The organism is Pseudomonas sp. GM_Psu_1 (assembly GCF_026544185.1).
Taxonomy (GTDB): domain Bacteria; phylum Pseudomonadota; class Gammaproteobacteria; order Pseudomonadales; family Pseudomonadaceae; genus Chryseomonas; species Chryseomonas oryzihabitans.
Genome location: NZ_JALNUX010000011.1, coordinates 96,909 through 117,851 on the forward strand (window position 1 = coordinate 96,909; position 20,943 = coordinate 117,851).

A 20,943-nucleotide genomic window follows, 5' to 3' on the forward strand; every position below is an offset into this window, starting at 1 on the left:
GGCTACGACTTTCGTCTTAGCCGCCTGCGGCGGGTCAGGGCGTACGCGGCAGGAAATGCAGCGGCGCACCCCGTTGCAGCCCGGCCAGCACCGGGTGGTCCTTGACCAGTTCCACCTCGATCACCTCGCTCTGCTCCGGCACCCTCAGGGTGACCCGGGTGGTGGCGCCCAGCGGCCGGATGTCGCGCACTTCGGCGGCGTGGTAACCCGGTCGCGGCTCACGCTCCAGCTCCACCTCGTGGGGACGGAACAGCAGCTCCTGCTCGCCCAGAGCCAGGCGGTTGGAGTCGCCGAGGAAGTGATAGACGAAGTCGCTCGCCGGCTGCTCGTAGACTTCGCCGGGCGAGCCGACCTGCTCGATCTGGCCCTTGTTCATCACCACGATGCGGTCGGCCACCTCCATGGCTTCTTCCTGGTCGTGGGTGACGAACACCGAGGTCAGGTGGATCTCCTCGTGCAGCCGTGCCAGCCAGCGCCGCAGCTCCTTGCGCACCTTGGCATCCAGGGCACCGAAGGGTTCGTCGAGCAGCAGGATCTTGGGCTCCACCGCCAGGGCTCGGGCCAGGGCGATGCGCTGGCGCTGACCGCCGGAGAGTTGCTCGGGATAGCGATCGGCCAGCCAGTCGAGCTGCACCATGTTCAGCAGTTCGTGCACCTTGCTGGCGATCTGCGCCTCGCTCGGCCGCTCGCGGCGCGGCTTCATGCGCAGGCCGAAGGCCACGTTGTCGAACACCGTCATGTGGCGGAACAGCGCGTAGTGCTGGAAGACGAAGCCGACGTTGCGATCGCGCACGTCACGCCCGGAGACGTCTTCGCCATGGAAGCCGATGTTGCCGGTGTCCGGCGCTTCCAGGCCGGCGATGATGCGGAGTAGGGTGGTCTTGCCGCAGCCCGAGGGGCCGAGCAGGGCGACCAGCTCGCCACTCTCGATGTGCAGGTTGATGTCCTTGAGCGCCTGGAAGGCGCCAAACCTCTTGTTGATGCCCTGGATCTCGATACTCATGGCGCCTTATTCCTCGTCACGGTGCTGCAGTTGGCGGCTCAGGCGACTCTCGCTCCACTGCCGCAGCAGCAGGATCACCAGGGCCATCATCAGCAGCAGGATCGCCACGCTGAAGGCGGCGACGATGTTGTATTCGTTGTAGAGAATCTCGATGTGCAGCGGCAGGGTGTTGGTCAGGCCGCGGATATGGCCGGAGACCACCGACACCGCGCCGAACTCGCCCATGGCCCGGGCGGTACAGAGCACCACGCCATAGATCAGCGCCCATTTCACGTTGGGCAAGGTCACGTGCCAGAACAGTTGCCAGCCACTGGCGCCCAGCAGACGCGCCGCCTCTTCCTCCTGGGTGCCCTGTTCCTGCATCAGCGGGATCAATTCGCGGGCCACATAGGGAAAGGTGACGAAGATGGTCGCCAGCACGATGCCCGGGACGGCAAAGACGATCTGCACATCGACGCTCTGCAGATAGGGGCCCAGCAGCCCCTGGGCGCCGAACAGCAGCACATAGATGAGACCGGCGATCACCGGCGAGACCGAGAAGGGCAGGTCGATCAGGGTGATCAGCAGACTCTTGCCGGTGAATTCGAACTTGGTGACGCACCAGGCCGCGGCCAGTCCGAAGGCCAGGTTGAGGGGCACCGAGATGGCGGTGGCGAACAGCGTCAGCTTGAGCGCGGAGAGCGCATCCGGTTCGCTGATGGCGTCCCAGAAGGCCCCGATGCCGTTGGCCAGGCCCTGGCTCAGCACCATGTACAGCGGCAGCACCAGGACCAGCAGGAAGATCAGCCAGGCGCTGGCGATCAGCGCGATGGCCACCGGGGTGCGCTGCTTGTTGGCGCGCGCATCGGCCTTGGTGGAAGTCATGAGGCTCATGCGGACGTCCTTAGATGTTGGGCTGGATGCGGCGCTGCAGGATGTTAATCAGCAGCAGCATGACAAAGGACACCAGCAGCATGAACACGCCGATGCCGGTGGCGCCGGTGTAGTCGTACTGGTCCAGCTTGGAGACGATGAGCAGCGGCAGGATCTCGGTCTTGAACGGGATGTTGCCGGCGATGAACACCACCGAGCCGTACTCGCCCACGCCGCGGGCGAAGGCCAGGGCGAAGCCGGTCAGCCAGGCCGGCAGCAGGGTCGGCACCAGCACGTAGCGAAACACCTGCCAGGGGCGCGCGCCCAGGCAGGTGGCGGCTTCCTCGATCTCCTTGGGGATGTCCGCCAGCACCGGCTGCAGGGTGCGCACCACGAAGGGCAGGGTGACGAAGATCAGCGCCAGGGTGATGCCGATCGGGGTATAGGCGATCTTGAAGGGAAACAGCGAACCGATCAGGCCGTTGGGCGCATAGAGGGCCGTCAGGGCGATGCCGGCCACCGCGGTGGGCAGGGCGAAGGGCAGATCGACCATGGCATCGATCAGCTTGCGCCCGGGGAATTCGTAGCGCACCAGCACCCAGGCCAACAGGGTGCCGAGGATGCCATTGACGAAGGCGGCGAGCAGGGCCGTGCCAAAGGACAGCTGCAAGGCGGCCAGCACCTGGCGCCCGGTGATCAGCGACCAGAACTGCCCGAGGGTCAGCTGGCTGGCGTGGAGGAACATGGCGCCCAGCGGGATCAGCACGATCAGCGCGAGGTAGGTCAGGGAAAATCCCAGGGTCAACCCGAAGCCGGGTATGACCGGGGAGAGACGGCGAGACATGAGACGTCCTTCTGCAAGGCGCCCCGGCGATGCATTCGCCAGGGCGCAGAGGGGTGGAACGATACCTGTTCCGGGCCGGTCAGCGTGAGCCGTCCCGGCCGGGGCGCTATTTGTTGATGTCGGCGAAGATCTTGTCGAACACCCCGCCGTCGGCGAAGTACTTGGGCTGCGCCTCTTTCCAGCCGCCGAATTCCTGGTCGATGGTCACCAGCTTGACCGGCTTGAACTGATCCTTGAATTCCGCCGCCACCTTGGCATCGCGGGGACGATAGAAGTTCTGCGCGGCGATGCGCTGGCCCTCGGGGCTGTAGAGATACTGCAGGTAGGCCTCGGCCTGCTTGCGGGTACCCTTCTTGTCGACCACCTTGTCCACCACCGCTACCGGGGGCTCGGCCAGGATCGACAGCGACGGGGTGACGATCTCCAACTGGTCGCCGCCTTCTTCCTTGAGCGACAGATAGGCTTCGTTCTCCCAGGCGATCAGCACGTCGCCCAGCTGACGCTGCACGAAGCTGATGGTGGCGCCGCGTGCGCCGGTATCCAGCACCGGGGCGTGGCGATAGAGCTCGGTGACGAACTTGAGCGCCTCGGCATCGCTGCCGTACTTGGCCTTGGCATAGGCCCAGGCGGCGAGGAAGTTCCAGCGGGCGCCGCCGGAGGTCTTGGGATTGGGAGTGATGACCTGGACGTCCTTCTTCACCAGGTCGTCCCAGTCCTTGATGCCCTTGGGATTGCCCTTGCGCACCAGGAAGACGATGGTCGAGGTGTAGGGGGTGCTGTTGTCCGCCAGCCGCTTCTGCCAGTTGGGGTCGACCAGCTGCTGGCGCAGGTTGAGGGCATCGATATCGCCGGATAGCGCCAGGGTCACCACATCCGCCTGCAGGCCATCGATCACCGAGCGCGCCTGCTTGCCGGAGCCGCCATGGGAATTCTTGATGGTCACGTCTTCGCCGGTCTCGGCCTTCCAGTGCTTGGCGAAGGCGGCGTTGTACTGCTGGTAGAGCTCGCGGGTCGGATCGTAAGAGACGTTGAGCAATTCAACGGCGTGGACCTGGGTGGCGAACAGGGCACCGGCCAGCGCGGCCAGGGCGAAACGGCGAATCGACATGAAAAGGCTCCTTGACGTGAGAATGCCGGACACCGTCTGGCGGGCACCTTGCCCGCTCGTCCGCTGACCTCGAGAACTCAGTGCTTGTTGGTGTGGCCGCTCTGGGGCCGGAATTTTTCCTTGCGCTCGATCTGTACCACCTGCCCGTTGTGCACGGTGATCTCGATGGCGCCGAACCTGAGTCCGCGCAAAGCCTGCTGGATATCGCGGAGCAGTGCGGTTTCGTCCTGGTTTTCCAGGCTGCGGAACGGAACGGAGCTCATGGGATGGCGTCCTCGGAGGCAGAGATGGGCGAAGAGGTGGGCCATCTTAGGATGCCGATCTTTATTTCTTAAAATTGCTAATAGTGCTTTGTTTATTCACTTTTAGAATTAGCAGTCTGTGAAGGACACGTTGTGTAGCAAAAGGGAGGGCTGGATTTATCGCCCGCCCCGGCAATAATGCGCGAACGCCTGTTCACTGAACTTTCCGTGACAGTTGCACTACACAACTCGCGCGAGGTCCTCTGCGTCCATGAGCTACAACGGCCTGCTCGACCTGTCGGTCTGGCAACTGGTGGTGGTCACCCTGCTGCTGACCCACCTGACCATTGTCAGTGTCACCGTCTACCTGCATCGCTACTCCGCCCACCGCTCGCTGGAGCTGCATCCCGCGCTCAAGCACGCCTTCCGCTTCTGGCTGTGGCTGACCACGGCAATGAACACCCGCGAGTGGACCGCCATCCACCGCAAGCACCACGCCAAGTGCGAAACCGAAGAGGACCCGCACAGTCCGGTGCACAAGGGCCTGGCCACCGTGGTCCGCCGCGGCGCCGAGCTGTACAAGGCCGAGGCCAACAACGCCGATACCCTGCGCATCTATGGCAAGAACTGTCCGGACGACTGGATCGAGCGCAAGCTCTATTCCAATCCGCGCACCCGCAATATGGGTGTGGTGCTGATGCTGCTGATCGACATCGCCCTGTTCGGCGCCCTGGGTCTCACAGTTTGGGCGGTGCAGATGGTCTGGATTCCCTTCTGGGCCGCGGGCGTGGTCAATGGCCTCGGCCATGCCGTGGGCTATCGCAACTTCGAATGCCGCGACGCCGCCACCAACCTCATCCCCTGGGGCATCGTGATCGGTGGCGAAGAGCTGCACAACAATCACCACACCTATCCCAACTCGGCCAAGCTGTCGGTCAAGCGCTGGGAATTCGACATGGGCTGGGCCTGGATCAAGCTGTTCACCTGGCTGCGCCTGGCCAAGGTCAATCGCGTCGCCCCCATCGCCCATCGCATCGAAGGCAAGGGGCAGCTGGACATGGACACCGCCATGGCCATCCTCAACAACCGCTTCCAGATCATGGCCCAGTATCGCAAGCAGGTGATCGGCCCGCTGTTGCGGCAGGAGCGGGTCAGCGCCACGCCCTCCCAGCGTCCGCTGTTCCGCCGTGCCAGGGGGCTGCTGGCCCGCGAGACCAGCCTGCTCAAGGCCCGCCATCAGGTGCGCATCGACGAGCTGCTCGAACACAGCCAGGCGCTGAAGCTGATCTACGAAAAGCGCCTGGCGCTGCAGCAGATCTGGGCCCGGACGAGTGCCAATGGCCATGACATGCTGGCCGCGACCCGGCAGTGGATCGGCGAGGCCGAAGCCAGTGGTATCCAGTCCCTGCGCGAATTCGCCGAACAGCTGAAAACCTATTCCCTGCGGCCGGCCGGAACCGCCTGAGAAAGGCTTCACAAAAGCCCACCGAAGCCGTGGGCTGCCCTATGCGGGGATTGAACCAGGCTGGTTTCAGCTGTCTCTAACTCCCTCAGGACCCCGCGTAGGCGCATTTGTATATGGATGAACAACCCCCACTGTCTGCTCTTCCCACCCCGGAAGAGAATCTTCTGGCTCTCCTGCACTCGCGGGCCGAGGCAGATCGCCTGCGTGATCGTGAGCAGCTCTTCAGCGCCCTGCTGGAAAGCGTCAATGCCGTACTTTGGGCGCTGGACTGGCGCAACCGCCAGATCATCTATGTCAGCCCCGCCTACGAGCAGATCTTCGGTCGTTCCCAGTCGCTGGTCCTGAGCGACTACAGCACCTGGCTCAACAACATCTATCCCGACGACCTGGAATACGCTCAGCGCACCCTGGAACAGGTGATCGAGCAGGGTGCCGTGGAGTCGCGCGAGTACCGCATCATCCGCGCCGACGGCGAGATCCGCTGGCTCAGCGACAAGTGCTTTGTCAGCCAGCGCAGCGAAGCCGGCATGCCCCTGCTGGTGGTGGGCATCGCCGAAGACATCACCGACAAGAAACGCATGGAGGAAGAGCTGCAGCGGCTCGCCACCACCGATGTGCTGACGCGCAGCAGCAACCGCAGGCATTTCTTCGAAAGCGCCCAGCGCGCCTTCGAATTCGCCCAGAACGAAGGCGAGCCCCTGGCCTTCCTGCTGCTCGACATCGACGACTTCAAGAAGATCAACGACCGCTTCGGTCACCAGATGGGTGATCAAGTGTTACAGCGTGTTGCCGAATGCGGTGCCCAGACCACGCGCCGGGGCGATCTGTTCGGCCGTATCGGGGGCGAGGAATTCGCCCTGCTACTGCCGGGTTGCGACAGCGACCTGGCACTGCAGATCGGCGGACGCCTGCAACGGGCCGTGCGGCAACTGGCGGTGCCCACTGCCGAGGGGCCGCTGAAGGTCACCATCAGTCAGGGCGTCACCGTCCTGCGCGAGGGCGACGAGTCCCTCGACACCCTTTATGTCCGGGCTGACGAAGCCATGTACCGGGCCAAGCGCCAGGGCAAGGATCAGATCGTCCAGGGCTGAGGTCCCTTTGCCAGGCGGCCCGGCGATATCCCGGATGGCCTGGCCGCCGATTCAGCCGGCTGCGCGCGTCGCGTCTCCGCTGTCCTACCAGCCGGGCGGCTGCCCGGCCTCTCCAAAGTTCACGCGATCGTCTCCCTTCATTCGCCGATCTTTCGCTTCAGCGTGCCGCCATCGCCTGGCCTGCAGGCTGAAAAGCGTCACCGCGCCGATTGGAAAGACTTTTGTTGCAAAGCAGGTGGCGCCCAGTCAGCAACGAAAGCGCTCGACTGCTGCGGAAATCGGCTGGCAGCTCAGTCGCAAAAAATTACAAGTCCTTGAAGAAGAACGGAAATTCATTTGAATTCAGGACTCGCGGGGCAAAAGTAGCTAGCTGGAAGGTTGCCGAATATCCCTCGAAACGCCCGCTCTAGAGCGTCACGGCGCTGGGTTGGGAAGGCTGGTTTCCCAGCAAAAGGCAAACCTTTCCCAGGGGGTGGGCAGCGCAGGTTCCCTCGAGTCATGACCGAACAGTCAGAGCGGAAGACCACAGGGCGGGTTTTCACCCAGGTATCGCTAGACGAAATGCTTTTTTGCAATTAGCTTTCGCAACGTGGAAGACGGTGGCAGGGACCCTGTGCTGGAGGTCGCAACTTAAAAGTCGACCAGGCCCGGGATAATTCTCCAAATTGAAACAAAAGCCCTCTAGCTTTCCCTTCCGCACGGCCCGTCGGGCATACCACCAGCAGGCGCTGACACCTCTGGTGGCTGCATAACAACGATTCACCCCTGGAGCACACATGGTCAAGAAGCCACTGGTGGTCGCGGTCTCCGCGGCCTGTCTGAACCTGTCCGTCATCGCCGCTGCCCACGCTGCCGGCTTCGTCGAAGACAGCAAAGCCACCCTCAGTCTGCGTAACTTCTACATCAACACAGACAACCGCAACGGTACTGCCAATCCTTCCCGCGTGATGGATTGGGGTCAGGGGTTCCTGCTTAACTATCAGTCCGGCTTCACCCAGGGCACCGTCGGTTTCGGTGTTGATGCAATCGGCATGCTGGGTCTGCGTCTGGACAGCGGTGGCAAGGCCAACGGCGCCAGCGGTGGCAGCGTGCAGAACGGCACCATGTTCCCGCGTGATACCGATAACAGCGCCGTTGACGAGTTCTCCAATGTCGGCGCTACTGCCAAGATGAAGATCTCCGAAACCGAGTTCCGCTACGGCACCCTGATGCCGAAGCTGCCGGTCGTGGTCTCCAACGACGGTCGCCTGCTGCCGCAGACCTTCCAAGGTGCTCAAGTCACGTCCAAGGACATCAAGAACGTGACCCTGACCGCCGGCCAGCTCGAGCGTGCCAAGAACCGTAACTCCACCGACGAAGACGATCTGTCCATCGCCGGTTCCAACGGTGCCGCGAATGCCGCCCTGCGTCGCAACAGCGATCATTTCCGCTTCGTCGGTGCCGACTACAAGGTCACCAAAGACCTGACCCTGCAGTACTACTTCGGTCAGCTGGAAGACTTCTACAACCAGCACTTCCTGGGTCTGGTGCACAGCGTCAAGCTGGGCGACGGTACCTTCAAGACCGACTTGCGCTATTTCGATAGCAACAGCCAGGGCGAAAACCGCAAGGCCGACAGCACCGGCCTCTACGTGTCCAGCGGCTACTACGGTGGTACCCGTACCACTGGCGAGATCGACAACCGCCTCTACAGCGGCCTGTTCACCTACTCGATCTACGGCCACACCTTTGGTCTGGGTTATCAGGGCAGCAACGGCAACAGCGCCTTCCCCTACCTGAACGAGAACGGTGGCGCTTCGACCTATGCCATCACCGATATTCAGATCAACAACTTCACCCGTTCCGGCGAAGACACCTGGCAGGCTCGCTACTCTTATGACTTCGCTCAGCTGGGCGTCAAGGGTCTGACCGCTGGCGTCATCTATCAGCGCGGTGACAACATCCGTACCCGTACTGGCGACGCCATGGAATGGGAACGCGACCTGACCGTCAGCTACGTCATCCCAGAAGGCCAGCTGAAAGGTCTGGGCTTCACCTGGCGTAACGCCATGCTGCGTTCCGACCTGCCGGCCGTTTCTCAAGCCGGTGTACCGGGCCAGCGTGACGTTGACGAAAACCGTCTGATCGTCAGCTACACCCTGCCGCTGCTCTAAGCCGCGCTCAGGTCAAGAAAAAGCCCGTCGCGAGACGGGCTTTTTCGTTTCCGCCGGAAATCAGCGACCGGTCGGCTGCTGCTGGGTGATGCAGTGGATGTTGCCACCGCCGAGCAGGATCTCGCGGCCGGGAACCTGCACCACCTCGTGCTCCGGGAAGCAGGCCTGCAGGGTGCGAAGGGCCTCGGCATCCTCGGGGACGCCAAAGGTCGGGGCGATGATGCCTCCGTTTACGATCAGGAAGTTGACGTAGGACGCGGCCAGCCGCTCGCCGGCCCGGCGTGGCTGAGTGCCAAGGCAGGCATCCACGTCACGGCATTCCTCATCGCTGGCGAACAGCGGGCCCGGAGTAACGATCCGATGCACCTTGAAGGTGCGGCCGCGGGCATCGGTTTCGCGTTCCAGCACGGCCAGGGCCTCGCGGCAGCGGCTGTAGTTGGGATCGGCCTGATCGTCGCACCAGCTCAGCAGTACCTCACCCGGGCGCACGTAGCAGCAGAAGTTGTCCACGTGGCCGTTGGTCTCGTCGTTGTAGAGACCGTGGGGCAGCCAGATGACCTTGTCCACCGCCAGGTAGTCGCTCAGGTAGCGCTCGATCGTCTCGCGATCCAGGTGCGGATTGCGATTGGCGTTGAGCAGACATTCCTCGGTGGTGATCAGGGTGCCTTCGCCATCGACATGGATGGAGCCGCCTTCGAGGACGAAGTCCGGGGTGCGGTAGCCCGGCAGATTCTCGATCGCCAGGATTTTGCCCGCCACCTGGTCATCGCGCTGCCAGGGGAAATAGAGGCCGCCATCCAGGCCACCCCAGGCGTTGAAGCTCCAGTCCACCCCGCGCACGCCGCCCTGGCCATCGCTGACGAAGGTCGGGCCGGTGTCACGACACCAGGCGTCGTCATTGCTGATTTCCACCACGCGGATATGCGGATGCTGCAGGCGAGCACGGGCATTCTCGTATTGCTGCGCCGAGGCGCCGACGGTGACCGGCTCGAAACGGGCGATGGCCTGGGCGACGGCAGTGAAGGCGGCCTGGGCGGGTTTGCCGCCCAGGCGCCAGTTGTCCGGGCGCTCGGGCCAGACCATCCAGATCTGGCGCTGGTCGGCCCATTCGGCGGGCATGTGGAAGCCGTCGGCACGCGGCGTGGTGAGGGTGGTCATGGCGAGGCTCTCCGTCCAGAGTCGTCGTGGGCTGATAAGGGAAAGGATCGAAAGGGCGCCGTGGGCGCGAACACGCGCAGGGCGCCAGAGGTCATGCAGAACAGCTGCCGACCGGTGCGGGACCGGTCGGCAGGCTGGCGCTTACACGGTGTGCAGGTACCAGTTGTACTCGAGGTCGGAGATGGAGTGCTCGAACTCCTCCAACTCGTGTTCCTTGCAGGCGACGAAGATGTCGATGTACTTCGGATCGATGTACTCCGCCATCACCGAGCTGTCGTCCAAGTAGCGCAGGGCATCGCGCAGGTTGTTCGGCAGGCTCTGCTCGTGCTGCTCGTAGGAGTTGCCCTCGGTGACCGGACCGGGCTCGATCTGCCGGGTCAGACCATGGTGCACGCCAGCCAGGACGCCGGCCAGCAGCAGGTAGGGATTGGCGTCGGCGCCGGCCACCCGATGCTCGATGCGGTGCGCCTCGGGCGTGCCGGTGGGGACGCGCAGGGCGGTGGTACGGTTGTCCAGGCCCCAGCTCGGCGCATTGGGCACGAAGAACTGCGAGCCGAAGCGGCGATAGCTGTTCACGTTGGGGCAGAGGAAGGCCATGCAGGCGGGTAGGGTCTCGAGCACACCGCCGATGGCATGACGCAATGCGGCGTTCTGCTCGGGATCCTCGCCGGCAAAGATGTTGCGGCCTTCCTTGTCCAGCAGGGAGATATGCACGTGCAGGCCGTTGCCCGCCTGGCCCGGGTAGGGCTTGGCCATGAAGGTGGTATCCATCTCATGGTCGTAGGCGACGTTCTTGATCAGGCGCTTGAGCAGCACGGCGTAGTCGCAGGCCTTGATCGGATCGGCGACGTGGTTGAGGTTGACCTCGAATTGCGCCGGAGCTGATTCGGCGACGATGGCGTCGGCCGGAATGCCCTGGGCGCGGGCGCCGTCGATGATGTCCTGCAGGCAGTCCGCGTATTCGTCCAGATCGTCCATGGAGTAGACCTGGACCGACTGGGGGCGCTTGCCGGAAATGGGCGAACGCGGCGGTTGCGGGCGGCCGTTGATGTTCTCCTGATCGATCAGATAGAACTCCAGCTCGAAGGCGGCGCAGACCGTGAGGCCGAGCTCGTCGAAACGCTGGACGACCTGGCGCAGCACTTCGCGGGGGTCGGCGAAGAAGGGCTCGCCTTCCATCTCGTGCATGGTCATCAGCAGCTGCGCGGTGGGGCGCTTCTGCCAGGGCTCCATGGAAAGGGTGTCGGTGATGGGGAAGCAGACGCGGTCGGCGTCGCCGATGTCGAGGCCGAGACCGGTGCTTTCGACGGTGGAGCCGGTGATGTCGAGGGCGAACAGCGAAGCGGGGAGGTTGATTCCTTTCTCGAAGACTTTGGGCAGATTGTTGCGCTCGATGCGTTTGCCACGCACCACGCCATTCATATCCGCAATCAGAAGATCGACGAACTGGACCTCAGGGTGTTCCCTGAGGAAGTCGGTCGCTTCATCCAAACGAACGGCACGCGGGGGTACCGACATGATGAAACACCTTTGCTTTTGGCTGCGCTCGACAAAACGGTTAGCGCCTGATGCGCCTGTTTGCCCAGTGGGCCAACCGCAGTGAGGGCACGAGTGCCCGCTGTCGATCCGACAGCGACCTGAGAGTACGGTCTCGCCTGCGCTCCGACGCTTTGTCAGCGCCCCTGTTAAAAATATCAATCAGCGGAGTTACCACCCTGGAGTCAATCCGAAAGGCGGACCAAAGTCAACTGGAGGCAACCCTGCTCGGAGGTGGTGCGCAGGCGCCTGTTTTTGGCGCATTTAGTCGGGCTGAAACGCCTCTGTTTAGCCGCTTCTGTGCAGAATCTCGAAACTTTTTGCCGGTGGTTGTGAAAAATAACGAACAAGACTAGGCTCGGATGATTCCTGTTCAACCCGGTGCCCCATGTCCGCGCTGCCCCTCATAGGTGTCACAGCCTGTACCAGGCAACTAGGCCTGCATCCCTTTCACATCGCCGGTGACAAATATCTGCGCGCGGTGGTGGAGGGGGCCGAGGGCATGCCGCTGGTGATCCCGGCCCTGGCCGACCTCATCGCCACCGACGCCCTGCTCGAGCGCCTGGACGGTCTGTTGTTCACCGGTTCGCCCTCCAATGTCGAGCCCCATCACTACCAGGGCGCGCCCAGCGAGCCCGGCACCCTGCACGATGCGGCCCGCGATGCCGTGACCCTGCCGCTGTTGCGTGCCGCCGTGGCGGCAGGCGTGCCGGTGCTGGGCATCTGCCGCGGCTTCCAGGAAATGAACGTGGCCTTTGGCGGCAGCCTGCACCAGAAGGTGCACGAGGTCGATTCCCTGATGGACCACCGCGAACGCGGCGAGACCCTGGAGGAACACTATGGCCTGCACCATCCCGTCGAGGTCCGGCCGGGTGGCCTGTTCGAGGCCCTCGGCCTGCCGGCGCGCTTCGAGGTGAATTCCATCCATGGCCAGGGCATCGATCGCCTGGCACCGGGATTGCGCGCCGAGGCGCTGGCCCCCGATGGCCTGATCGAGGCCGTCTCGGTCCGCGAGGCCCGCGCCTTCGCCTGTGGCGTGCAGTGGCACCCGGAATGGAAGGTGCGCAGTCACCCGGTCTATCTCGCCTTGTTCAAGGCGTTCGGCAAGGCCTGCAAGGCGCGCGCTGCCGAGCGCTGATGCTGTTCACCCCGCTCGAACCTTCGAGGTCTTTATGAGCACCCCGCTTGACCGGCTCACCGCCTGGTTGAAAGAACGCAAGATCACCGAAGTGGAATGCCTGGTCGCCGATCTGACCGGCATCGCCCGCGGCAAGATTTCCCCCACTGCCAAGTTTCTCAACGAAAAGGGCATGCGCCTGCCGGAGAGCGTGCTCCTGCAGAGCGTGACCGGGGACTATGTCGACGACGACATCTACTACGAACTGCTCGACCCGGCCGACATCGACATGCACTGTCGCCCGGACGATCGCGCGGTGTTCCTGGTGCCCTGGGCACTGGAGCCCACCGCCCTGGTGATCCACGACACCTACGACAAGCGCGGCATCCCCATCGAGCTGTCGCCGCGCAACCTGCTCAAGAAGGTGCTCAAGCTCTATGCCGAGCATGGCTGGCAACCCATCGTCGCACCGGAAATGGAGTTCTACCTGACCAAGCGCAGCGACGACCCCGACTATCCGCTGCAGCCGCCGGTAGGCCGCTCCGGGCGCCAGGAAACCGGGCGCCAGTCCTTTTCCATCGATGCCGCCAACGAATTCGATCCGCTGTTCGAAGACATGTACGACTGGTGCGAGGCCCAGGAACTGGATCTGGATACCCTGATCCACGAGGAAGGCACCGCACAGATGGAGATCAACTTCCGCCACGGCGATCCGCTGCACCTGGCCGACCAGATCTTCGTCTTCAAGCGCACCCTGCGCGAGGCGGCGCTCAAGCACAACGTCACCGCCACCTTCATGGCCAAGCCCATGACCGGCGAGCCCGGCAGTGCCATGCACCTGCACCAGAGCGTGGTGGATCTCAAGACCGGCAAGACGGTGTTTTCCAACCCCGATGGCAGCATGAGCGAACTCTTCCTGCACCACATCGGTGGCCTGCAGAAGTACATTCCCGAGGCGCTGCCGCTGTTCGCCCCAAACGTGAATTCCTTCCGCCGCTTCCTGCCCGACACCTCGGCGCCGGTCAACGTGGAGTGGGGCGAGGAGAACCGTACCGTGGGCCTGCGGGTGCCGGATTCCGATCCGCAGAATCGCCGGGTGGAGAATCGCCTGGCGGGCGCCGATGCCAACCCCTACCTGGCCCTGGCGGCCAGCCTGCTGTGCGGCTATCTGGGCATGATCGAGAACGTCTCGCCCAGCGCGCCGGTGCAGGGGCGTGGCTACGAACGTCGCAACCTGCGCCTGCCGCTGACCCTGGAAGCCGCCCTGGAGCGCATGGAGCAGTCGGCCACCCTGGAACGCTATCTGGGGAGTCGTTTCACCCGCGGCTATGTCGCGGTGAAGCGCGCCGAACACGAGAACTACAAGCGCGTGATCAGTTCCTGGGAGCGGGAATTCCTGCTGCTCAGCGTCTGACCGCGATCCGAGGAGAGGCTTCGTGAACACCTTTACCACCGCCCATTGGCAGGACCTGAGTCGCCGGCATCTGCTGGCGCCCTTCACCGACTATCGCCAGCTCAACGAAAAGGGCGCGCGCATCATCACTCGCGCCGAGGGCGTGCACCTCTGGGACAGCGAGGGTCAGCGCATCCTCGACGGCATGGCCGGACTCTGGTGCGTCAACGTCGGCTACGGCCGGGAAGAGCTGGTCGAGGCGGCTAGCCGCCAGATGCGCAAACTGCCCTACTACAACCTGTTCTTCCAGACCGCCCACCCGCCGGCGCTGGAGCTGGCCAAGACCATCGCCGAGCTGGCGCCGGAGGGCATGAACCACGTGTTCTTCACCGGTTCCGGCTCGGAGGCCAACGACACCGTGCTGCGCCTGGTGCGCCATTACTGGGCGACCAAGGGCCAGCCGGAGAAGCGCGTGGTCATCGGGCGCTGGAACGGTTACCACGGCTCGACCCTGGCCGGGGCCAGCCTGGGCGGCATGGCGGCGATGCACGAGCAGGGCGGCCTGCTGCCCGACATCGTGCACATCCCGCAGCCCTACTGGTTCGGTGAAGGCGGCGAGATGAGCCCGGAGGAATTCGGCATCTGGGCGGCCGATCAGCTGGAGCGGAAGATCCTCGAGGTCGGGGAAGAGCGCGTCGCCGCCTTTATCGCCGAGCCCATCCAGGGCGCCGGCGGGGTGATCGTGCCGCCGGAAAGTTACTGGCCGCGGGTGCGCCAGATCCTCGCCAAGTACGACATCCTCTTCATCGCCGACGAGGTCATCTGCGGCTTCGGCCGTACCGGCGAATGGTTCGGCAGCCAGTACTACGGCAACGCTCCGGACCTCATGCCCATCGCCAAGGGGCTCACCTCCGGCTACGTGCCCATGGGCGGCGTGGTGGTGCGCGACGAGGTGGTCAGGGTGCTCGACGAGGGCGGCGAGTTCTATCACGGCTTCACCTATTCCGGGCATCCGGTAGCGGCCGCCGTGGCCCTGGAAAACATCCGCATCCTGCGCGACGAAGGCATCGTCGACCGGGTTCGCAGCACCACGGCACCCTATTTGCAGAAACGCTGGGCGGAGCTGGCCGACCACCCGCTGGTGGGCGAGACCCGTGGCGTCGGCATGGTGGCGGCGCTGGAGCTGGTGCGCGACAAGAAGACGCGGTCGCGGTACGAGGGTGGGGCGGGCATGCTCTGTCGCGAGCACTGCTTCCGCAATGGCCTGGTGATGCGCGCGGTGGGCGATACCATGATCATCGCGCCGCCGCTGGTGATCACGCCTGAGTCCATCGACGAGCTGGTTACCCTGGCGCGCCTGAGTCTCGATCAGACCCATGAGCTGCTGCGCCAGCGTGGCTAATGGCCGGCAAGGCTTGAGCGCGGCGGCGGACCTTGCCAGACTGCGCGCGGGCGCTGGCCGCGCACCGAATCAAAAGACCAACGATGACTTGAGGAGCACCACCGCATGAATGTTTTTGGCAAGACTCTTCTAGCGCTGAGCCTGGCCGGCCTCTTTGCCGGTAACGCCTCGGCGGACCCCAAGGTCCTGCACGTCTACAACTGGAACGACTACATTGCCGAAGACACCATCGCCAACTTCGAGAAGGAGTCGGGGATCAAGGTGGTCTATGACGTTTACGACAGCAACGAGACCCTCGAGGCCAAGCTGCTGGCCGGCCGTTCCGGCTACGACGTGGTGGTGCCGTCCAACTCCTTCCTGGCCAAGCAGATCAAGGCCGGCGTCTACCAGCCGCTGGACAAGTCCAAGTTGCCCAACTACAGCAACCTGGACCCGCAGCTGATGAAGACCCTGGAAGTCAGCGATCCGGGCAACCAGTACGCCATCCCCTACCTGTGGGGCACCATCGGCATCGGCTACAACCCGGCCAAGGTCAAGGCTGCCCTGGGCGACAATGCCCCGGTGGATTCCTGGGACTTGATCTTCAAGCCCGAGAACCTCTCCAAGCTCAAGGGCTGTGGCGTGGCGGTGCTGGATTCGCCCACCGAGATCATTCCCGCCGGTCTGCACTACCTCGGCTACAAGCCGGATAGCCAGGATCCCAAGGAGATCAAGGCGGCCGAGGACCTGTTCCTCAAGGTGCGTCCCTACATCACCTATTTCCACAGCTCCAAGTACATCTCGGACCTGGCCAACGGCAACGTCTGCGTGGCGGTCGGCTATTCCGGCGACATCGCCCAGGCCAAGGCCCGCGCGGCCGACGCCAAGAACGGCGTGACCGTGGCCTACAACATTCCCAAGGAAGGCGCTGGCACCTTCTTCGACACCATGGCCATTCCCAAGGATGCCGAGAACCCCGAGGGGGCGCTCAAGTTCATCAACTACATCATGGAGCCCAAGGTGATCGCGGCGGTCAGCGACTACGTGCAGTATCCCAACGGCAACAAGGCGGCGACCCCGCTGGTGGCCGAAGAGATCCGCACAAACCCGGGGATCTATCCGACCCAGGAAACCATGGCCAAGCTGTACGCCTTCCCGGATCTTCCGGCCAAAACCCAGCGTCTGATGACTCGTACCTGGACCACCATCAAGTCCGGCAAGTGAGTTCTGCCGCCGCGTGCGGCTGACAGGACGGCACGCCGGAGTCACTCCGGCGTGCCGTACGTCTGTATGGACCGCTGAAAGGGTGTCGTCGCCGATGCCCACCATGAAAGGAGCCGCCCGTGCTTTCGTTGCGTAAAACCCTGCTGGCCATGACCACCCTGACCGTCATGGGAACCGCCGTCGCCGAGCCGACGGTACGCGTCTACAACTGGAGCGATTACGTCGGCGAGACCACGCTCGAGGATTTCCAGAAGGCCACCGGCATCACCCCGGTCTATGACGTCTTCGATTCCAACGAAACCCTCGAAGGCAAGCTCCTGGCCGGCCACACCGGCTATGACGTGGTGGTGCCCTCGAGCAACTTCCTGGCCAAGCAGATCAAGGCGGGCGCCTTCCAGAAACTGGACAAGAGCCAGCTGCCAAACTGGCAGAATCTCGATCCGGCATTGCTCAAGCAGCTGGAAAAGAGCGATCCGGGTAACCAATACGGCGTTCCCTACCTGTGGGGCACCAACGGCATCGGGTACAATGTCGACAAGGTCAAGGCCGCGCTGGGCACCGACAAGCTCGATTCCTGGGCCATCCTGTTCGAACCCGAGAACCTCAAGAAGCTGAGCAAGTGCGGCGTCTCCTTCATGGATTCGCCCGATGAGGTCTATCCGGCAGTACTGCAATACCTGGGACTCGATCCCAACAGCACCAACCCCGACGACTACAAGAAGGCTGAGGCGCAGCTGCTCAAGGTGCGGCCGTACATCACCTATTTCCATTCCTCCAAGTACATCTCGGATCTGGCCAACGGCAACATCTGCGTGGCCTTTGGCTATTCCGGCGATGTCTTTCAGGCGCGTTCGCGTGCCGAGGAAGCGAAGAAGGGCGTCAACATCGGCTACGCGATTCCCAAGGAGGGTGCGAACCTCTGGTTCGACCTCCTGGCCATCCCCAAGGATGCCAAGAACGTGAAGGAGGCCCATGCCTTCATCAACTATCTGCTGCAGCCCGAGGTCATCGCCAAGGTCAGTGACTATGTCGGCTACGCCAACCCCAATCCCAAGGCGGGCGAGCTGATGAATGCCGAGCTGCGGCAGGACGAGACCGTCTATCCGCCACAGGCGGTGATGGACAAGCTGTACGTCATGAAGGAGCTGCCCCCGCAACTCCTGCGCCTGGAAACCCGCAGCTGGACGCGGGTCAAGTCCGGCAAATAACCAACGCTAAGCGGACCGGCCCGGCCGGTCCCCGATTTTCCTGGGGAGATGTACATGGCGACCGCCACCAGTGCCTTCAAGAAAGCCGCCACCGGCGACAAGAAAGCCAAGGAAGTCCTGGTCAAGATCGACCGGGTCACCAAGAAGTTCGACGAAACCGTCGCTGTCGACGACGTCTCCCTGACCATCAACAAGGGCGAGATCTTCGCCCTGCTCGGCGGCTCGGGTTCGGGCAAGTCGACCCTGCTGCGCATGCTGGCCGGTTTCGAACGGCCGAGCGAAGGGCGCATCTTCCTCGATGGCGTGGACATCACCGACATGCCGCCCTACGAGCGGCCGATCAACATGATGTTCCAGTCCTATGCGCTGTTCCCGCACATGAGCGTGGAGCAGAACATCGCCTTCGGGCTCAAGCAGGACAAGCTGCCCAGGGCCGAGATCGAGGCCCGCGTGGCCGAGATGCTCAAGCTGGTGCACATGACCCAGTACGCCAAGCGCAAGCCGCACCAGCTCTCCGGTGGCCAGCGCCAGCGGGTGGCCCTGGCGCGCTCCCTGGCCAAGCGACCCAAGCTGCTGCTGCTCGACGAGCCCATGGGCGCGCTGGACAAGAAGCTGCGCTCGCAGATGCAGCTGGAGCTGGTGGAGATCATCGAGCGCGTGGGCGTGACCTGCGTGATGGTGACCCACGATCAGGAAGAGGCCATGACCATGGCCGAGCGCATCGCCATCATGCACCTGGGCTGGATCGCCCAGGTGGGCAGCCCGATGGACATCTACGAGACCCCGGCGAGCCGGCTGGTCTGCGAGTTCATCGGCAGCGTCAACGTCTTCGACGGCGAGCTGACCGACGACGGTGCCGACCACGCCATCATCCAGAGTCCGCAACTGGAACGACCAATCTACATCGGTCACGGCATCAGTACCCGGGCACAGGAAAAGCAGGTCACCTTCGCCCTGCGTCCCGAAAAGCTGCTGATGGGCACCAGCCTGCCGGCGGATCACGAGCATCCCGACTACAACTGGTGCAGCGGCACCGTGCAGGACATCGCCTACCTGGGCGGTCACTCGGTGTACTACGTGCGCCTGGCCTCCGGCCATCTGGTCCAGTGCTTCATCGCCAACGCCGAGCGCCTCGGCAAGCGACCCACCTGGGACGACGCCGTGGTGGTGTACTGGGAAGACGACAGCGGCGTGGTACTGCAAGCATGACCAGACCTCCCTTGCTCAAGCGCCTGCTCGATGGCCGCCGCCTGACCATCGGCGTGCCCTTCGTCTGGCTGTTCCTGTTCTTCCTGCTGCCGTTCCTGATCGTGCTCAAGATCAGCTTCTCGCTGGCGGACGTGGCCATCCCGCCCTATACCGAGCTGTTCAGCTACGCCGACCAGCAACTGGATATCGCGCTCAACTTCGGCAACTACCTGATGTTCGCCGACGATCCGCTGTATCTGGATGCCTATCTCGGTTCGCTGAAGATGGCCGGCATCAGCACCCTGATCTGCCTGCTGATCGGCTATCCCATGGCCTATGCCATCGCCCGGGCCAGTCGCGAGAAGCAGACTGTCCTGCTGCTGCTGATCATGATGCCGACCTGGACCGCCATTCTCATCCGTGTCTATGCCTGGATGGGGCTGCTGTCCACCAACGGCCTGATCAACAGCTTCCTGATGAATCTGGGGATCATCAGCAGTCCGCTGCAGATGCTCAACACCAACTTCGCGGTGTACCTGGGGATCGTCTATTCCTATCTGCCGTTCATGATCCTGCCGCTATTCGCCAACCTGGTGAAGCATGACCTGACCCTGCTGGAAGCCGCCGGCGATCTGGGCGCCAGCCGCTTCACCAGCTTCTGGAAGATCACCGTGCCGCTGTCCAAGAACGGCATCATCGCCGGCTGCATGCTGGTGTTCATTCCGGCGGTGGGCGAGTTCGTCATTCCCGAGCTGCTGGGTGGCCCGGAGACCCTGATGATTGGCCGCGTGCTCTGGCAGGAATTCTTCAACAACCGTGACTGGCCGGTGGCGTCCGCCCTGGCGGTGGTGATGCTGCTGATCCTCATCGTGCCCATCGTGCTGTTCAACAGAAACCAAGCCAAGGAACTGGAGGGCAAGCTGTGAGCCAGAAAGCCGCTCTGTGCCCATCGTGCTGTTCAACCGGCTCTCCAATCTGGAGCCGAGCCAAGGAACTGGAGGGCAAGCTATGAGAGGCCTCAAGTTCACCAACCTGATGCTGGTGCTCGGACTGCTGTTCATCTACCTGCCGATGGTCATCCTGGTCATCTACTCCTTCAACGAGTCGCGCCTGGTGACCGTCTGGGGTGGCTGGTCGGTGAAGTGGTACGTCGGGCTGCTGGACAACAGCCAGCTGATGAGCGCGGTGTTCCGCTCCCTGGAGATCGCCTTCTACACGGCCATCTCCTCGGTGATCCTCGGAACGCTGGCGGCCTTCGTGCTGACCCGCATCCCGCGCTTCCGCGGCCGCACCGTCTTCGGCGGCATGGTCACGGCGCCGCTGGTGATGCCCGAGGTGATCACCGGTCTGTCATTGCTGCTGCTGTTCGTCTCCATGGCCCAACTGATCGGCTGGCCGCAGGATCGCGGCGTGACCACCATCTGGATCGCCCACACCAGCTTCTGCTCGTCCTATGTGGCGGTAGTGGTGTCGGCGCGGCTGCGCGAACTGGACCTGTCCATCGAAGAGGCGGCCATGGACCTGGGCGCCCGGCCGTGGAAGGTGTTCCTGCTGATCACCATTCCCATGATCGCGCCGTCGCTGGCGGCGGGCGGCATGATGTCCTTCGCCCTGTCGCTGGACGACCTGGTGCTGGCGAGTTTCGTGTCGGGCCCCGGCTCGACCACCCTGCCGATGGAGGTGTTCTCGGCGGTGCGCCTGGGTGTGAAGCCGGAGATCAACGCCATCGCCAGCCTGATCCTGCTGGCGGTCTCGCTGTTCACCTTCTTCGCCTGGTACTTCACCCGCCGCGCCGAGAAGAAGCGCCTGCAGGGGCTGCAGGAAGCCATGGATGCCACGGCCTCGGAGATCACCCAGCGCGAGCGCGAAACGGCGACCCTCACGGCGCCGCCAGCCAGCAGCTAGGTGTCCTGGAAAAGGCGGCCTCAGGGCCGCTTTTTTATGTCCGATGAGCAAGCCTGCGACAAGCGCGACCGCTGC

The 20,943-nt window shown here is 63.5% G+C and carries 18 protein-coding genes; 11 read left to right on the forward strand and 7 right to left on the reverse strand.

Annotated elements, in window-relative coordinates; genetic code table 11:
- Positions 1-34 precede the first annotated feature (34 nt).
- The 5 genes from OXS31_RS18060 to oscA all read right to left on the reverse strand — a co-directional run bounded on the left by OXS31_RS18060 (position 35) and on the right by oscA (position 4,070).
- Positions 35-1,003, reverse strand: coding sequence for a sulfate ABC transporter ATP-binding protein (locus OXS31_RS18060; RefSeq protein ID WP_145250030.1), 969 nt, complete (start codon positions 1,001-1,003; stop codon positions 35-37).
- Positions 1,004-1,009: 6 nt separating this feature from the next.
- Positions 1,010-1,876, reverse strand: coding sequence for a sulfate ABC transporter permease subunit CysW (gene cysW / locus OXS31_RS18065; protein ID WP_044341592.1), 867 nt, complete (start codon positions 1,874-1,876; stop codon positions 1,010-1,012).
- A gap of 10 nt (positions 1,877-1,886) precedes the next feature.
- On the reverse strand, positions 1,887-2,699 hold the full coding sequence (gene cysT, locus OXS31_RS18070; RefSeq protein ID WP_027600152.1) for a sulfate ABC transporter permease subunit CysT: 813 nt from the start codon (positions 2,697-2,699) through the stop codon (positions 1,887-1,889).
- A 106-nt stretch (positions 2,700-2,805) separates the two neighbouring features.
- Positions 2,806-3,807, reverse strand: a complete 1,002-nt coding sequence (locus tag OXS31_RS18075) for a sulfate ABC transporter substrate-binding protein (protein WP_027600874.1) — start codon at positions 3,805-3,807, stop codon at positions 2,806-2,808.
- Between the two features lie 77 nt (positions 3,808-3,884).
- Positions 3,885-4,070, reverse strand: coding sequence for a sulfur starvation response protein OscA (oscA, locus tag OXS31_RS18080; RefSeq protein ID WP_027600154.1), 186 nt, complete (start codon positions 4,068-4,070; stop codon positions 3,885-3,887).
- Positions 4,071-4,320: 250 nt separating this feature from the next.
- Here oscA and desA point away from each other — a divergent pair, with 250 nt between their 5' ends.
- The 3 genes from desA to OXS31_RS18095 all read left to right on the forward strand — a co-directional run bounded on the left by desA (position 4,321) and on the right by OXS31_RS18095 (position 8,758).
- Complete coding sequence (gene desA / locus OXS31_RS18085; protein WP_027600155.1) at positions 4,321-5,514, forward strand: delta-9 fatty acid desaturase DesA; 1,194 nt, start codon at positions 4,321-4,323, stop codon at positions 5,512-5,514.
- Between the two features lie 113 nt (positions 5,515-5,627).
- Positions 5,628-6,605: a sensor domain-containing diguanylate cyclase gene (locus OXS31_RS18090; RefSeq protein ID WP_027600873.1), complete on the forward strand. Its 978-nt coding sequence runs from the start codon at positions 5,628-5,630 to the stop codon at positions 6,603-6,605.
- A 776-nt stretch (positions 6,606-7,381) separates the two neighbouring features.
- Entirely contained in the window at positions 7,382-8,758 is a 1,377-nt protein-coding gene (locus OXS31_RS18095) for an OprD family porin (RefSeq protein ID WP_027600872.1), read from the forward strand.
- Between the two features lie 60 nt (positions 8,759-8,818).
- Here OXS31_RS18095 and aguA read toward each other — a convergent pair whose 3' ends face one another.
- Both aguA and OXS31_RS18105 read right to left on the reverse strand, forming a co-directional pair.
- Positions 8,819-9,916 carry an agmatine deiminase gene (gene aguA / locus OXS31_RS18100; RefSeq protein WP_027600871.1) on the reverse strand — a complete coding sequence of 366 codons (1,098 nt, stop codon included), beginning with the start codon at positions 9,914-9,916 and terminating at the stop codon, positions 8,819-8,821.
- Positions 9,917-10,057: 141 nt separating this feature from the next.
- Positions 10,058-11,434, reverse strand: coding sequence for a glutamine synthetase family protein (locus OXS31_RS18105; RefSeq protein ID WP_007160769.1), 1,377 nt, complete (start codon positions 11,432-11,434; stop codon positions 10,058-10,060).
- Between the two features lie 406 nt (positions 11,435-11,840).
- Between OXS31_RS18105 and OXS31_RS18110 the strand changes: the two genes are divergently transcribed.
- The 8 genes from OXS31_RS18110 (at position 11,841) to OXS31_RS18145 (ending at position 20,868) form a co-directional block, all read left to right on the forward strand.
- Positions 11,841-12,590, forward strand: a complete 750-nt coding sequence (locus tag OXS31_RS18110; protein ID WP_027600159.1) for a gamma-glutamyl-gamma-aminobutyrate hydrolase family protein — start codon at positions 11,841-11,843, stop codon at positions 12,588-12,590.
- Between the two features lie 34 nt (positions 12,591-12,624).
- The gene (locus OXS31_RS18115) at positions 12,625-13,983 is read left to right on the forward strand and encodes a glutamine synthetase family protein (protein ID WP_027600160.1); all 1,359 of its coding nucleotides are present in this window, start codon (positions 12,625-12,627) and stop codon (positions 13,981-13,983) included.
- Positions 13,984-14,005: 22 nt separating this feature from the next.
- Complete coding sequence (locus OXS31_RS18120; RefSeq protein WP_144956957.1) at positions 14,006-15,364, forward strand: aspartate aminotransferase family protein; 1,359 nt, start codon at positions 14,006-14,008, stop codon at positions 15,362-15,364.
- A gap of 105 nt (positions 15,365-15,469) precedes the next feature.
- Complete coding sequence (locus OXS31_RS18125) at positions 15,470-16,567, forward strand: polyamine ABC transporter substrate-binding protein (RefSeq protein WP_007160773.1); 1,098 nt, start codon at positions 15,470-15,472, stop codon at positions 16,565-16,567.
- Between the two features lie 149 nt (positions 16,568-16,716).
- On the forward strand, positions 16,717-17,775 hold the full coding sequence (locus tag OXS31_RS18130; protein ID WP_169853377.1) for a polyamine ABC transporter substrate-binding protein: 1,059 nt from the start codon (positions 16,717-16,719) through the stop codon (positions 17,773-17,775).
- Between the two features lie 54 nt (positions 17,776-17,829).
- Complete coding sequence (gene potA / locus OXS31_RS18135) at positions 17,830-18,984, forward strand: polyamine ABC transporter ATP-binding protein (RefSeq protein WP_027600163.1); 1,155 nt, start codon at positions 17,830-17,832, stop codon at positions 18,982-18,984.
- Positions 18,981-19,889, forward strand: a complete 909-nt coding sequence (locus tag OXS31_RS18140) for an ABC transporter permease subunit (RefSeq protein WP_037006730.1) — start codon at positions 18,981-18,983, stop codon at positions 19,887-19,889. The genes potA and OXS31_RS18140 overlap by 4 nt, the downstream gene beginning before the upstream one ends.
- A gap of 82 nt (positions 19,890-19,971) precedes the next feature.
- Positions 19,972-20,868, forward strand: a complete 897-nt coding sequence (locus OXS31_RS18145) for an ABC transporter permease subunit (protein ID WP_027600164.1) — start codon at positions 19,972-19,974, stop codon at positions 20,866-20,868.
- The last annotated feature ends 75 nt before the right edge of the window (positions 20,869-20,943 follow it).

Bases quoted from the DNA above. Each gene is read 5' to 3' on its own strand.
- OXS31_RS18115 (WP_027600160.1), top strand. From the start codon at position 12,625: ATGAGCACCCCGCTTGACCGGCTCACCGCCTGGTTGAAAGAACGCAAG.
- OXS31_RS18060 (WP_145250030.1), bottom strand. From the start codon at position 1,003: ATGAGTATCGAGATCCAGGGCATCAACAAGAGGTTTGGCGCCTTCCAG.
- OXS31_RS18125 (WP_007160773.1), top strand. From the start codon at position 15,470: ATGAATGTTTTTGGCAAGACTCTTCTAGCGCTGAGCCTGGCCGGCCTC.
- cysW (WP_044341592.1), bottom strand. From the start codon at position 1,876: ATGAGCCTCATGACTTCCACCAAGGCCGATGCGCGCGCCAACAAGCAG.
- oscA (WP_027600154.1), bottom strand. From the start codon at position 4,070: ATGAGCTCCGTTCCGTTCCGCAGCCTGGAAAACCAGGACGAAACCGCA.
- OXS31_RS18075 (WP_027600874.1), bottom strand. From the start codon at position 3,807: ATGTCGATTCGCCGTTTCGCCCTGGCCGCGCTGGCCGGTGCCCTGTTC.
- cysT (WP_027600152.1), bottom strand. From the start codon at position 2,699: ATGTCTCGCCGTCTCTCCCCGGTCATACCCGGCTTCGGGTTGACCCTG.
- OXS31_RS18140 (WP_037006730.1), top strand. From the start codon at position 18,981: ATGACCAGACCTCCCTTGCTCAAGCGCCTGCTCGATGGCCGCCGCCTG.
- desA (WP_027600155.1), top strand. From the start codon at position 4,321: ATGAGCTACAACGGCCTGCTCGACCTGTCGGTCTGGCAACTGGTGGTG.
- aguA (WP_027600871.1), bottom strand. From the start codon at position 9,916: ATGACCACCCTCACCACGCCGCGTGCCGACGGCTTCCACATGCCCGCC.
- OXS31_RS18090 (WP_027600873.1), top strand. From the start codon at position 5,628: ATGGATGAACAACCCCCACTGTCTGCTCTTCCCACCCCGGAAGAGAAT.
- OXS31_RS18110 (WP_027600159.1), top strand. From the start codon at position 11,841: ATGTCCGCGCTGCCCCTCATAGGTGTCACAGCCTGTACCAGGCAACTA.
- OXS31_RS18130 (WP_169853377.1), top strand. From the start codon at position 16,717: ATGACCACCCTGACCGTCATGGGAACCGCCGTCGCCGAGCCGACGGTA.
- OXS31_RS18095 (WP_027600872.1), top strand. From the start codon at position 7,382: ATGGTCAAGAAGCCACTGGTGGTCGCGGTCTCCGCGGCCTGTCTGAAC.
- OXS31_RS18145 (WP_027600164.1), top strand. From the start codon at position 19,972: ATGAGAGGCCTCAAGTTCACCAACCTGATGCTGGTGCTCGGACTGCTG.
- OXS31_RS18105 (WP_007160769.1), bottom strand. From the start codon at position 11,434: ATGTCGGTACCCCCGCGTGCCGTTCGTTTGGATGAAGCGACCGACTTC.
- potA (WP_027600163.1), top strand. From the start codon at position 17,830: ATGGCGACCGCCACCAGTGCCTTCAAGAAAGCCGCCACCGGCGACAAG.